The 13,329-nt window shown below is 73.4% G+C and carries 9 protein-coding genes and 3 pseudogenes; all 12 read left to right on the forward strand.

Annotation, left to right across the window (positions count from 1 at the left end; translation table 11 throughout):
- The first annotated feature begins 84 nt into the window (after window positions 1-84).
- The 12 genes and pseudogenes from infB to rpsO all read left to right on the forward strand — a co-directional run bounded on the left by infB (window position 85) and on the right by rpsO (window position 13,287).
- Complete coding sequence (infB, locus tag CIK06_RS07520; RefSeq protein ID WP_095564214.1) at window positions 85-3,069, forward strand: translation initiation factor IF-2; 2,985 nt, start codon at window positions 85-87, stop codon at window positions 3,067-3,069.
- A 198-nt stretch (window positions 3,070-3,267) separates the two neighbouring features.
- Window positions 3,268-3,561, forward strand: coding sequence for a DUF503 domain-containing protein (locus CIK06_RS07525; protein ID WP_095564215.1), 294 nt, complete (start codon window positions 3,268-3,270; stop codon window positions 3,559-3,561).
- Between the two features lie 175 nt (window positions 3,562-3,736).
- A pseudogene (gene rbfA / locus CIK06_RS07530) lies at window positions 3,737-4,198 on the forward strand (30S ribosome-binding factor RbfA); the annotation flags it as partial.
- 203 nt (window positions 4,199-4,401) lie between these two features.
- The gene (locus CIK06_RS07535; protein WP_095567646.1) at window positions 4,402-5,448 is read left to right on the forward strand and encodes a bifunctional oligoribonuclease/PAP phosphatase NrnA; all 1,047 of its coding nucleotides are present in this window, start codon (window positions 4,402-4,404) and stop codon (window positions 5,446-5,448) included.
- Between the two features lie 54 nt (window positions 5,449-5,502).
- Window positions 5,503-5,907 (forward strand): hypothetical protein, encoded by a 405-nt coding sequence (locus tag CIK06_RS07540; RefSeq protein WP_095564216.1) that lies wholly within the window; start codon window positions 5,503-5,505, stop codon window positions 5,905-5,907.
- A 2-nt stretch (window positions 5,908-5,909) separates the two neighbouring features.
- Window positions 5,910-6,119: a DUF6186 family protein gene (locus CIK06_RS07545; protein ID WP_198348287.1), complete on the forward strand. Its 210-nt coding sequence runs from the start codon at window positions 5,910-5,912 to the stop codon at window positions 6,117-6,119.
- 540 nt (window positions 6,120-6,659) lie between these two features.
- A complete protein-coding gene (locus tag CIK06_RS07550) occupies window positions 6,660-7,991 on the forward strand; it encodes an MATE family efflux transporter (RefSeq protein ID WP_095564218.1) in 1,332 nt (443 codons plus the stop codon).
- 129 nt (window positions 7,992-8,120) lie between these two features.
- The gene (locus CIK06_RS07555; RefSeq protein ID WP_095564219.1) at window positions 8,121-8,477 is read left to right on the forward strand and encodes a VOC family protein; all 357 of its coding nucleotides are present in this window, start codon (window positions 8,121-8,123) and stop codon (window positions 8,475-8,477) included.
- A 55-nt stretch (window positions 8,478-8,532) separates the two neighbouring features.
- Window positions 8,533-10,919: pseudogene (locus tag CIK06_RS07560) on the forward strand (ATP-binding cassette domain-containing protein).
- 61 nt (window positions 10,920-10,980) lie between these two features.
- A complete protein-coding gene (truB, locus tag CIK06_RS07565; protein ID WP_095564220.1) occupies window positions 10,981-11,874 on the forward strand; it encodes a tRNA pseudouridine(55) synthase TruB in 894 nt (297 codons plus the stop codon).
- A gap of 49 nt (window positions 11,875-11,923) precedes the next feature.
- Window positions 11,924-12,873, forward strand: a pseudogene (locus CIK06_RS07570) (bifunctional riboflavin kinase/FAD synthetase).
- A gap of 144 nt (window positions 12,874-13,017) precedes the next feature.
- Window positions 13,018-13,287, forward strand: a complete 270-nt coding sequence (gene rpsO / locus CIK06_RS07575; RefSeq protein ID WP_095564221.1) for a 30S ribosomal protein S15 — start codon at window positions 13,018-13,020, stop codon at window positions 13,285-13,287.
- The last annotated feature ends 42 nt before the right edge of the window (window positions 13,288-13,329 follow it).

Here is a 13,329-nt window from a genome sequence, read left to right on the forward strand (position 1 = left end):
GAAGTCCCAGAAATGACCAGGCTTCAAGTGCACGAGTGAGGTCGCTGCGGGTGCTGCCCGCACGACCTCGGAGTGAGGAGTGCAGTGGCAGGCAAGGCCCGCGTACACGAGCTAGCCAAAGAGCTCGGGGTCGAGAGCAAGACCGTACTCGCCAAGCTCAAGGAGATGGGCGAGTTCGTCAAATCCGCGTCCAGTACCGTCGAGGCGCCCGTCGCCCGGCGGCTGCGTAACGCCTTCGTGGCGTCCCCGCCCGGCGGGGCGCCAAGCACGTCGGCGCCAGCGCCGACGCCGACGCCACCCCCGGCCGCGCCCCGGCCCGGTCCCGCGGAACCGCGGATCGCGGCCCGGCCCGGCCCGCCGCGTCGGCCGGCCGCGCCGACCCCGCCGACGGCCCGACCCAAGGGACCCGTCCCCGGCCCGCCGCAGCCGGCCACCCCGGTGGCCAAGCCGGCGAGCGCGCACGACATCGAGGTGGCGGCCGCGGAGGCGCGTGCCGCCGCGCTGAAGGCGGAGCAGGAGGCGGCCGTCAAGGCCGCGCAGGCTGCCCGCCAGCAGCAGCGCGAGACCGTCCGCCGGGAGCCACCGGCCGACGGCGGCGCGCCGCGTCCCAAGCCCGGCCCGGGGACCATGACGCCCCGACCGGGTCCGGCCAACCGACCCGGTCCGGGTACCGGCGCTCAGGGTGGCCAGGGCCGCTCCGGCGCCCGCCCGCCGGCCCGGGGTGGCAACAACCCGTTCGGCATCAGCTCCGGCGGCCAGCGCCCGGCGGCCTCGGGCGGTGGCCCGCGGCCCAACCCGGCCTCCATGCCGCCGCGGCCCAGCCCCGCCTCCATGCCGCCGCGGCCCAGCCCGGCGTCCATGCCGAGCCAGCGCCCGGGTCGCCCCGGCGGCGGTCCCGGTGGCGCCGGTCGTCCCGGTGGCGCCGGTCGTCCCGGTGGCGGCGGCGGTGGCTACCGCGGCGGTCCCGGTGGTGGCGGCGGCGGTGGCGGTGGCTACCGCGGCGGTCCCGGTGGTGGCGGCGGCGGTGGCGGTGGCTACCGCGGCGGACCTGGCGGTGGCGGCGGTGGCGGCGGCTTCCGTCCCGGTGCCCCGGCCGGTGGCGCCGGTCGACCGGGCGGTGGCGGTCGTGGCCGCGGTGGCGGCGCCGCGGGTGCCTTCGGGCGTCCGGGCGGCAAGCCGACCCGCGGTCGCAAGTCCAAGAAGCAGCGCAGACAGGAGTTCGACAACCTGTCGGCGCCGACCATGTCCTCGGGCGCTCCCCGGGGCAGCGGTCAGGTGGTCCGGCTGTCCCGGGGCGCCTCGCTGTCGGACTTCGCCGACAAGATCAACGCCAACCCGGGTTCGCTGGTCCAGGAGATGTTCAACCTGGGCGAGATGGTGACCGCGACCCAGTCGTGCTCCGACGACACCCTGCTGCTGCTGGGTGAGCACCTCGGTTTCGACGTGCAGATCGTCAGCCCGGAGGACGAGGACCGGGAGCTGCTCGCGCAGTTCAACATCGACCTCGACGCCGAGGTGGACGAGGAGCGGCTGGTCAGCCGGCCGCCGGTGGTGACCGTCATGGGTCACGTCGACCACGGTAAGACCAAGCTGCTCGACGCGATCCGCAAGGCGAACGTGGTGGCCGGCGAGGCCGGCGGCATCACCCAGCACATCGGTGCCTACCAGGTGCGGGTGCCGCACGACGGCGTGGACCGGGCGATCACCTTCATCGACACCCCGGGTCACGAGGCGTTCACCGCCATGCGTGCCCGTGGTGCGCAGGTGACCGACATCGTGATCCTCGTGGTGGCGGCCGACGACGGTGTCATGCCGCAGACCATCGAGGCGCTCAACCACGCCAAGGCGGCCGACGTGCCGATCGTGGTGGCGGTCAACAAGGTCGACAAGCCGGAGGCCAACCCGGACAAGGTCCGCCAGCAGCTGACCGAGTACGGGCTGGTCGCCGAGGAGTACGGCGGCGAGACGATGTTCGTGAACGTGGCGGCCAAGCCCGGCATCGGCATCGACGAGCTGCTTGAGGCCGTACTGCTGACCGCCGACGCGTCGCTGGAGCTGACCGCGCCGACCGACGGGCCGGCGCAGGGCGTGGCCATCGAGGCGCACCTGGACAAGGGGCGCGGTGCCGTGGCGACGGTGCTGGTCCAGAAGGGCACCCTGCGGGCGGGCGACTCGATCGTCGCCGGTGGGGCGCACGGACGGGTCCGGGCCATGCTCGACGAGAACGGCCAGCAGGTCCCCGAGGCGGGTCCGTCCCGCCCGGTGATGGTGCTGGGTCTGACCACCGTGCCGGGCGCCGGGGACACCTTCCTGGCGGCCGAGGACGACCGCACGGTGCGGCAGATCGCCGAGCAGCGGCAGGCGCGGCGGCGGGCGGCGAGCTTCGCCAACTCCCGCGGGCGGGCCACCCTGGAGACGCTCATGGAGCAGCTCAAGGAGGGCGAGAAGACCTCGCTCAACCTGGTGCTCAAGGGCGACGTCTCCGGTTCGGTGGAGGCCCTGGAGGACGCGCTGTTCAAGCTCGACATCCCCGAGGAGGTCCAGCTTCGGATCATCCACCGGGGCGTCGGCTCGATCACCGAGAGCGACGTCATGCTCGCGAGCGCCTCGTCCGAGGCGGTCACGATCATCGGCTTCAACGTCCGGGCCGCCAACAAGGTCCGGGAGATCGCCGACCGCGAAGGCGTGGAGATCCGGTACTACACCGTGATCTACCAGGCCCTGGAGGAGATCGAGGCCGCGCTCAAGGGGCTGCTCAAGCCCGAGTACGAAGAGGTCGAACTCGGCTCCGCGGAGATCCGGGACGTGTTCCGGTCCTCCAAGGTGGGCAACATCGCGGGTTGTATCGTCCGGTCCGGCCTCATCCGCCGCAACGCCAAGGCGCGGTTGCTGCGGGACGGCGCGGTCGTGGCGGACAGCCTCACGATCAGCTCGCTCAAGCGGTTCAAGGACGACGCCACCGAGGTACGCGAGGGCTTCGAGTGCGGTCTGACCCTGACTGGTTACAACAACATTCAGGTCGGTGACGTGATCGAGACCTTCGAGATGCGCGAGAAGCCGCGCGCCTGACGCGCGGCGATGCGGACGGCCGGACCCCGAACGGGGTCCGGCCGTTCCGCTTCCGGCGGTGCGCCGATTCCCCCGGTGACCGGGTACGCGCTGCCGCTGGCGCCGTCGAACATCCGGGCCCATCCGGCCGGGACGCCCGGCGGGTCGGGCCGGAAAACCGGATGATCCGCACCGTGGCGCGGCGTACCCTTTCCGGCCGTGTACACCGGAACCGCGCTGTTTGATCTGCTGCTTCCCGCCGACTCCCGCTCGCTGAAGGCCAAGCGGTCCTACGTCCGGCCGATCGTGGCGGCGCTGCGCCGCTTCGAGGTCTCGGCCGCCGAGGTCGGCGACCTGGACCTGCACGGCCGCAGCCAGTTGGCCGTGGCGGTGGTGGCGGCCGAGACCGGCCACGTCCGCGAGGTGCTGGACTCCTGCGAGCGGCTGGTCGCCGGCCGTCCCGAGGTCGAACTGCTCTCGGTCCGTCGCCGGCTGTACGGCCCGCAGGATTGAGAATCCCCTGTCGCCCCGGTCGAGGCGGCGGAGCGGAAGGCGCGCCGGTCCTGGCCGGAGCGGGTGGAGGGCCGCGCGGCGGATCGTCCGTCACGGGTAGTGTTTCCAGACGTTGGTCGGGTCGGTTCCGCCGTCGGCGGGGTGGCCCGCGCGCAGGACGCGGTGGAGGTGCGAAATGACGGATCCGGCCCGGGTACGCCGGCACGCGGAGCGCGTGCGGGAGCTGGTGGCCTCGGTGGTGCGTACCCAGATCAAGGACCCGCGGCTCGGAATGATCACCATCACCGACGCCCGGATCACCGCGGATCTCCGGGACGCCACGGTCTTCTACACGGTGCTCGGCGACGCCGCCGCCCAGGCGTCCACCGCCGCGGCGCTGGACAGCGCCAAGGGCATGCTGCGGAGCACGGTCGGCAAGGCGCTGGGACTGCGCCACTCGCCGACCCTGACCTTCGTTTTGGACAACGTGCAGGACCAGGCCAAGCACATCGACGACCTGTTGACGGCGGCGCGGCACGCCGACGCCGAGGTGCAGCGCCAGGCGGCCGGAGCGCAGTACGCGGGCGACGCCCAGCCGTACCGGGTCGACGCCGACGACGTCGACGATTCGGACGGCGAGGCGGGGCTGCCGACCGGTGCGCACGCCGGCGTGGGCGCCGACGCCGACGAGGAGACCGACGAGATCCGGGCCGCGGACGAGGCGTACGAGGCCGGTGGGACGTACGAGGTTCCGGTGGACCGGCCGACCGGCAACGGCCGGGCCGACCAGTGGGGCGGGGACCGGCCGTGACCGGTGCGGCCGAGGCGCCGACAACGGCCGGGGCGCCGACAACGGTCGAGGTGCCGGCGCCGCGCGCCGTGGGTGGCCCGGCGCAGGCCGACTGGGCCGCGGCGGTCGCCGCGGTGCGGGCGCTGCCGCCCACCGCGCGGGTGCTGCTGATCTGCCACGTCAACCCGGACGGCGACGCCCTGGGCAGCATGCTCGGCTTCGGGCTGGGCCTGCGCAAGCTCGGGTTCACCCGGGTGGTCGCGACATTCCCGGGGCTGTTCGAGGTGCCCGAGCCGCTGTCCGGCATGCCCGGCCGGGAGCTGCTGGTGCCGGCCGATCAGGCCGGCGCCGAGGCGGACATCGTGATCTGCTTCGACGCCGCCAGCGAGTCCCGGTTGGGCGACCTGCTGGTGCGGGTGCGCCGGCCGGTGACGGTGGTGCTGGACCATCACGCCTCCAACACCGGTTTCGGGGACGTCCAGCTGGTGGATCCGGCCGCCGCGGCCACCTCGGTGGTGGCGGAGGAACTGCTCTCCCGGCTCGGGGTGCCGCTGGACGCGTCGATCGCGGAGTGCCTCTACATCGCGCTCTCCACCGACACCGGCTCGTTCCGGTTCGACGCCACCACGCCGGCCGTGCACGAGCTGGCCGCCCGGCTGCTGGCCACCGGGCTGCGCCCGGGTGAGATATCCCGGCGGATCTTCGACACCCGGCCGTACGGGGCGCTCCGGCTGCACGCCGATGTGCTCTCCCGGACGTGTCTGGAGCCCGCCGCCGCGGGCGGGCTCGGCCTGGTCTGGACGTACGCGACGCTGGCCGACCTGGACCGGCACGACCAGCGCCCGTACGTGCTCGAACCGCTCATCGACCCGATCCGGTGCACCGCCGAGGCCGACGTCAGCTGCCTGCTGAAGCAGGTGGGTGAGCGGGAGTGGGCGGTGTCGCTGCGCAGCAAGGGCGCCGTGGACGTCAGCCAGGTCGCGCTGGCGCTGGGTGGCGGTGGGCACCGGCTGGCCGCCGGATTCACCGGGCGGGGCGCGGTGGACGAGGTGGTGGCGGCGATCCGGGGGCGGCTGCCGGCGGCCCTCGGCGCTGACCAGGGCGAGGATCAGGGGTAACTCCGGGGTGTATTTCCCTTTCGGCCCAGCGTGATCGGCGGGGACAATCGAGGGATGGAGCAGCCCTCGGAAATGGTCACGGCGGCGCCGCGGGCCTGGGACAGGCCCGCGGTGTCGGTGCCGGTGCTGGTCGTCCTGTCGCTGGTTGGCGGAAGCTTCCCCTCCTTCTCGATGCAGGCGAACCTCTACACCATCGGTACGGGTGGGGCGTTGATCTGGTTCGGCCTGTCGCACCGGGTACCGCGCCGGCCCGGCCGGCCGGTGGGGCCGGGCGTCATATGGTGGGTGCTGCCGGTCGCGGTCTTCGGCGTGTGTGAGGGCGCCACCTTCGCGTTCGGGTCCGGTGACGAGTTCCCGACCTTCTCCCGGCTCGCCGATCCGGTGCTGGATCACGAGCTGGCCAGGTCGGCCGGCTACTTCGGCTGGCTCTGCGCGTTCTGGGGACTGGTGCGCCGATGAGCCTGCGTGCCGTTGCCATCGCCGGCTTCCTGATCGCGTTGCTGCTGTTCGCCGCCGTGGAGTGGGCGGCGCGCCGGGAGGGTTCCCGGATTCCGACCCTGGGCGAGGCCTGCGCGTACGTGATGCGGTACGAGGTCGGCTCGGTGCCGGTCGGCCGGATCGGACTGTTCGGCTTCTGGTGGTGGGTCGGTTGGCACTTCTTCGCGCGCTGAGTTGATCCGGGCCGGCGCGATCGACGCGGTCCGGGGTACGCGGGCGCCGGTCGGCGCCGTTCGGCGGAGGGCTTTCGCATCTGGTGGGACGCGTCCCGCATGACGGGAACCGTGGGCGAGCGGGCTACCTGAACGATAATTTGGGTACGTCGCGATACGTGACCCGGCGATTCCGGGTCGCGCAGGTGGCCACCGAGCCACCGAGCTGCCTCCAGGGTCAGACCGACCCGGGGTCACGCTGCCTCCGCTTCTCATCCCGGCGATCCCGGGGCCAGCCGGAGGGCGTTCAGCAGACCGCCAGCGTTGAGCCGGCCCGGCTCGACGCACCCTGGAAGGAACAGCCACATGGCCAGCAAGCCGAAGCCCGACACCGCCGCCGACGACGCCCGCGAGCAGGCCCGCAAGGCGCTCCAGACGTCGATGGACACCCGGCAGTGACCCGAGGTCCCCGCCGTCGGCGGTGAGCGCCGACGGCGGGGCTCGCGCTGTAAGTAGCCAGTAGATTTGCGTCCCTTACGGGACGTGCCACCATCGTGCCTCGTGAACCCGCCCAGCGCGCTCGCCGAGCCGTACGGCCGGCCCGGTGCCCGGCGGATCGCCGCGCTCGCCCTCCCCGCGCTGGTGGTGCTGGCCGCCGAGCCGCTGTACGTCCTCGTCGACACGGCCGTCGTGGGGCACCTCACCAGCGTCTCGCTGGCCGCGCTCGGCCTCGGCGGCTCGGTGCTGACCATCGCCGCCTGGCTCGGCACGGTGGTCGCGTACGGGACGACCGGCCGGGCCGCCCGGCTGTACGGCGCGGGGGACCGCACGGCCGCCGTGGCCGAGGGCGTGCAGTCCTCCTGGCTCGCGCTCTGCGCCGGACTGCTTGCCGTCCTGGTCATCGAGGCGGCCGCCGGTCCGCTCGCCCGGATGCTCGCCGGCGGTCCGGGGCCGGTGGCCTCGGCCACCGCGACCTGGCTGCGGGTGGCCGCGCTCGGCGCCCCCGGCCTGCTGCTCGCGGCGGCCGGCAACGGCTGGTTGCGCGGCATCCAGGACACCCGCCGGCCGCTGTACTTCGTGCTCGCCCCGAACCTGCTGTCGGCCGTGCTCTGCCCGCTGCTGGTCTATCCCGCCGGCCTGGGCCTGCTCGGCTCCGCGGTGGCCAACGCCGTCGCGCAGACGCTGTCCGGGCTGCTGTTCGGCTCCGCCCTGCTCGCCGAGCGGGTGCCGCTGCGCCCCCGGCCGGCGGTCATCCGCCGGCAACTCGCGCTCAGCCGGGACCTGTTGGTCCGCGGCGCCGCCTTCCAGGCCAGCTTCCTGTCCGCGACCACCGTGGCCGCCCGGTTCGGTGCGGCCGTGGTGGGCGCCCACCAGATCGCGGTCCAGCTCTGGTTCTTCACGGCGCTGGTTCTCGACGCGCTGGCCATCGCGGCGCAGGCGCTGGTGGGTTCGGCCCTCGGCGCCGGGGACGCGGCCCAGGCCCGCCGGCTGGCCCGCGGCCTCGCGGTCGCCGGCGGGCTCTGCGGGGTGGTGTTCGCCGTGCTGCTCGCGGCGGGCGCCGGCGTGGTGCCGGGCTGGTTCAGCACCGACCCGCAGGTGCGGGCGCAGGCAGTGATCGCCTGGCCGTGGCTCGCGGCCATGCAGCCGCTGGCCGGCGTGGTCTTCGCCCTCGACGGCGTGCTCATCGGCGCGGGCGACGTACGGTACCTGCGGGACCTGACCATCGTGGCGGCGCTCGGGGCGTTCCTTCCGGCCATCTGGATCGGGTACGCGCTCGATCTCGGTCTCGGCGGCATCTGGGCCGGCCTCACGCTGTTCGTGGTGGTACGGCTGGCGGCCCTGCTGCTGCGGCTGCGCTCCGGCCGCTGGGCGGTGACCGGCGCGACCCGGTGACGGTTCCCGGGTGCGGGCCGGGCGGACCGGTCAGGATTGAAGAAGCGCCGGTCACGGCGCCGCGGTTAGCGTGAGGGCCACGGCGTCGCCGCTCGGGCGGGCCGTTCCGCAGATCATCAAGGAGCGATCATGGGCGACCCGTCCACCCTGGGTATCCGGACCGTGCTGCATCCCGTCTCCGACCTGGCGGCGGCCAAGGCGGTGTACGCCGCGCTGCTCGGCACCGCACCGCAGACCGACTCGCCGTACTATGTCGGCTTCGACGCCGCGGGCCAGCAGATCGGGCTGGTGCCGGGCGGCGGACCGCAGGGCATGACCGGCCCGGTGGCCTACTGGCACGTGCCGGACATCGAGGCCAAGCTGGCCGAGGTGACCGCCGCGGGAGCCACCGTGCGGGAGCCGGCGCACGACGTCGGCGAGGGGCGGCTGGTGGCCACCGTGACCGACCCCGACGGCAACGTCCTCGGGCTGCTTCAGGACCGATGAGGGTGGACCAGGTCCGGCCGGCCGGACCTGGTACCCGGCAGAAGGTGGAGGAACTGTGAGCAGGGCCACGAGGACCGACAACCCGGCGTCCGGGCACGCCGCCGACAGCCACGACCTGATCCGGGTGCACGGCGCGCGGGAGAACAACCTCAAGGACGTCAGCATCGAGATCCCGAAGCGCCGGTTGACCGTGTTCACCGGCGTCTCCGGCTCCGGCAAGAGTTCGCTGGTGTTCGGCACGATCGCCGCCGAGTCGCAGCGACTGATCAACGAGACCTACAGCACCTTCGTGCAGGGTTTCATGCCGACGCTGGCCCGGCCGGAGGTCGACGTGCTGGAGGGGCTGACCACGGCGATCCTCGTCGACCAGGAGCGGATGGGGCCAACCCGCGGTCCACGGTCGGCACGGCCACCGACGCCAACGCCATGCTGCGGATCCTGTTCAGCCGGCTCGGCCGGCCGTACATCGGGTCGCCGCAGGCGTTCTCGTTCAACGTCGCCTCGATCTCCGGCGCGGGGGCGGTCACCGTCGAGCGGGGCGGCACCACCACCCGGGAGCGGCGCAGCTTCAGCATCACCGGCGGGATGTGCCCGCGCTGCGAGGGCATGGGCTCGGTCACCGATTTCGACCTGTCCGCCCTGTACGACGAGAGCAGGTCGCTCAACGAGGGCGCGCTCACCATCCCCGGCTACAGCATGGACGGCTGGTACGGCCGGATCTACCGCGGCTGCGGCCTCTTCGACCCGGACAAGCCGATCCGCCGGTACACGAAGAAGGAACTGCGCGACCTGCTCCACAAGGAGCCGACCAAGATCAAGGTCGAGGGGATCAACCTGACGTACGAGGGGCTGATCCCGAAGATCCAGAAGTCGATGCTGTCGAAGGACAAGGACTCGTTGCAGCCGCACATCCGTGCCTTCGTGGAGCGGGCCGTGACCTTCACGACCTGCCCCGACTGCGCCGGAACCCGGCTGTCCGAGGCGGCCCGGTCGTCCCGGATCGGCGGCAGGAACATCGCCGACGTCTGCGCCATGCAGATCAGCGACCTGGCCGACTGGGTCCGGGACCTGGCCGAGCCGTCGGTGGCGCCGCTGCGCGCCGGCCTGCACCACCTGCTCGAATCCTTCGTGGAGATCGGCCTGGGCTACCTCTGTCTGGACCGGCCCGCGGGCAGCCTCTCCGGCGGCGAGGCGCAACGCACCAAGATGATCCGGCACCTCGGGTCGTCGCTGACCGACGTCACGTACGTCTTCGACGAGCCGACCATCGGCCTGCACCCGCACGACATCCAGCGGATGAACGGCCTGCTGCGCCAGTTGCGGGACAAGGGCAACACCGTGCTCGTGGTGGAGCACAAGCCGGAGTTGATCGCCATCGCCGACCACGTCGTCGATCTCGGTCCGGGCGCCGGGTCGGCCGGCGGCGAGGTGATGTTCGAGGGCACCGTGGCGGGACTGCGGGCCAGCGACACGGTCACCGGGCGCCATCTGGACGACCGGGCCGCCCTCAAGCCGACCGTCCGCAGCCGTACCGGCCTGCTGGAGGTGCGCGGCGCCAGCCGGAACAACCTGCGCGACGTCGACGTGGACATCCCGCTCGGCGTCCTGGTCGTGGTCACCGGGGTGGCGGGTTCGGGCAAGAGTTCCCTGATCCACGGCTCGGTGTCGCCCCGGGACGGGGTGGTGTCGGTCGACCAGACGGCGATCCGCGGCTCGCGGCGGAGCAACCCGGCGACGTACACCGGGCTGCTGGACCCGATCCGCAAGGCGTTCGCGAAGGCCAACGGGGTGAAGCCGGCGCTGTTCAGCGCCAACTCCGAGGGCGCCTGCCCCACCTGCAACGGCGCCGGGGTCATCTACACCGACCTGGCGATGATGGCCGGCGTGGCCGTCACCTGCGAGGAGTGCGGCGGGAAGCGGTTCCAGGCCGCGGTGCTGGAACACCACCTCGGCGGCCGGGACATCAGCGAGGTGCTCGCCATGCCGGTGGCCGAGGCCACGGAGTTCTTCGGCCCGGGTCCGGCGCGCACCCCGGCGGCGCACACCATCCTGGAGCGGCTGGCCAGCGTCGGCCTCGGCTACCTGCGGCTCGGCCAGCCGCTCACCACCCTCTCCGGCGGTGAACGGCAGCGGCTCAAGCTGGCCACCCGGATGGCCGAGAAGGGCGGCATCTACGTGCTCGACGAGCCGACCACCGGTCTGCACCTCGCCGATGTGGAACAGCTGCTCGGCCTGCTCGACCGGCTGGTCGACGCCGGCAAGTCGGTGATCGTGATCGAGCACCACCAGGCCGTGATGGCCCACGCCGACTGGATCATCGACCTCGGCCCCGGTGCCGGCCACGACGGTGGCCGGGTGGTCTTCGAGGGCACCCCGGCGGACCTGGTCGCGGCCCGCGGCACGCTCACCGGTGAGCACCTCGCGCGGTACGTGAGCCGGTAGGGCGTGGATCGCGGGACGGGCTTTCGCGTCGTCCCGACCGCGTCTGGCAGGCTGGGGCACCGTGGACGCCGATGGACTGATCGTGGTGGACAAGCCGGCCGGGATGACCTCGCACGACGTGGTGGCCCGGGTGCGCCGGCTGGCCCGTACCCGCCGGGTGGGGCACGGCGGGACGCTGGACCCGATGGCCACCGGCGTGCTGGTGCTCGGCGTCGGCCGGGCCACCCGGCTGCTCACCTACGTGATCGGCGCCGACAAGAGCTACACGGCCACCGTGCGGCTGGGGCAGGCCACCGTGACCGACGACGCCGAGGGGGAGATGACGGCCGAGACCCCGGCCGGGCACCTCACCGACGCGGCGGTCCGGGCCGCCTTCGCCGAGCTGACCGGCGAGATCGACCAGGTGCCGAGCGCGGTCAGCGCCATCAAGATCGACGGTCAGCGGGCGTACAAGCGGGTCCGCGAGGGTGAGTCGGTCGAGCTGGCCGCGCGGCGGGTCCGGATCGCCCGGTTGACCGTGCTGGCGATCCGCCGCGACGCCGGCCCGGTGGTCGAGGTGGACATCGAGGTGGACTGCTCGTCGGGGACGTACATCCGGGCCATCGCCCGGGACGCGGGCGCGGCGCTCGGGGTCGGCGGCCACCTGAGCGCGCTGCGCCGCACCGCGGTCGGCGGGTTCACCCTGGCCGAGGCGGCGACCCTGGCGGACCTGGCCGAACGCGCCGAGCGGACCGGCGCGGTGGTGGCGCTGGCGCCGGCCGAGGCGGCCCGCCGGTTCCTGCCGGTCCGCCAGGCCGAGCCGGCCGAGGAGCGGGTGCTCGGGCACGGCGGTCCGCTCACGCCGGCCGGCATCCCCGGACCGTACGCGGTGCTCGGCGCGGACGGCCGGCTGATCGCTATCGTCAGCGAGCGGGACGGCAAGGCCCGGCCGGAGATCGTGCTGGCGCCCGCCTGAGGCGGGCGCGGCGCGCCGACGGCGACGGTGATGGGGAGAGGGAAACGGGATGCAGCGCTGGCGGGGGTACGAGGCGGTGCCGCGCGGCTGGGGACGTTCGGTCGTCACGATCGGGGTCTTCGACGGCGTGCACAAGGGGCACCAGGCGACCATCGGGCACACGGTCAAGCGGGCGCACGACCTGGGGGTGCGCTCCGTGGTGGTCACCTTCGACCCGCACCCCTCCGAGGTGGTCCGGCCGGGCTCGCACCCGGCCGTGCTCACCGAGCCGGGCCGCAAGGCGGAGCTGATCGAGGAACTCGGCGTGGACGTGCTCTGCGTGGTGCCGTTCACCCCCGAGTTCTCCCGGCTGAGCGCCGAGCGGTTCGTGCACGACATCCTGGTCGAGCATCTGCACGCCGCGCTGGTGGTGGTGGGGGAGAACTTCCGGTTCGGGCACCGGGCGGCCGGGGACGTGCCGCTGCTGGAGCGGCTGGGTCGGACCTTCGGGTTCGCCGTGGAGAACGGCCCGCTGATCGCCGACGACGGGACGGTCTTCTCCTCCACGTACATCCGGTCCTGCGTCGATGCCGGTGACGTGGCCGCGGCGGCCGCGGCGCTGGGCCGGCCGCACCGGCTGGGCGGGGTGGTGGTCCGCGGCGACCAGCGGGGCCGCGAGCTGGGCTTCCCGACCGCGAACCTGCTCTGCCACCGGTACGCGGCCGTCCCCGCGGACGGGGTGTACGCGGGATGGCTGGTCCGGGACGCCGCCCGCGGCGGGTCCGGGCCGGCCGGCCGGCTGCCGGCGGCGATCTCGATCGGGACCAACCCCACCTTCTCCGGGCCGGACCGCCGGGTCGAGGCGTACGTGCTGGACTTCGGCGGCGATCTCTACGGCGAGCGGCTGGCGCTGGACTTCGTGGCGCACCTGCGGGAGCAGCGCACCTACCGGGGGTGGAGCCGCTGATCGCGCAGATCGAGGAGGATGTGGCCCAGACCCGGCGCCTGCTGCCGGGTTGACCCGCGGTCCCGCGCCCCTGCCGGGCGGCGCCGGCGGAAGCTGGTAACCTGGCATGGACGTCGGGTGACCGACGGATGGCCTCGCGTGCCTGCTCGACGCCGCGGGTGCGAGGTTCACCATCAACCCACGGAATCAGGGAGAAAATGGCGCTCGACCAGGACACCAAGAGCAAGATCCGGCAGGAGTACGCGACCGTCGAGGGCGACACCGGTTCGCCTGAGGTGCAGGTGGCCGTGCTCACCAAGCGGATCGCCGACCTCACCGAGCACCTGAAGGTGCACAAGCACGACCACCACAGCCGTCGTGGTCTGCTGCTGCTGGTCGGCCGCCGCCGGCGGCTGCTCAACTACCTGCAGAAGAAGGACATCAACCGCTACCGGTCGCTCATCGAGCGGCTCGGCCTGCGGCGGTGACGGACGGGGGGAGCGGCGGACCGCCGCTCCCCCCGCTGCCGT

The organism is Plantactinospora sp. KBS50 (assembly GCF_002285795.1).
Lineage (GTDB): Bacteria > Actinomycetota > Actinomycetes > Mycobacteriales > Micromonosporaceae > KBS50.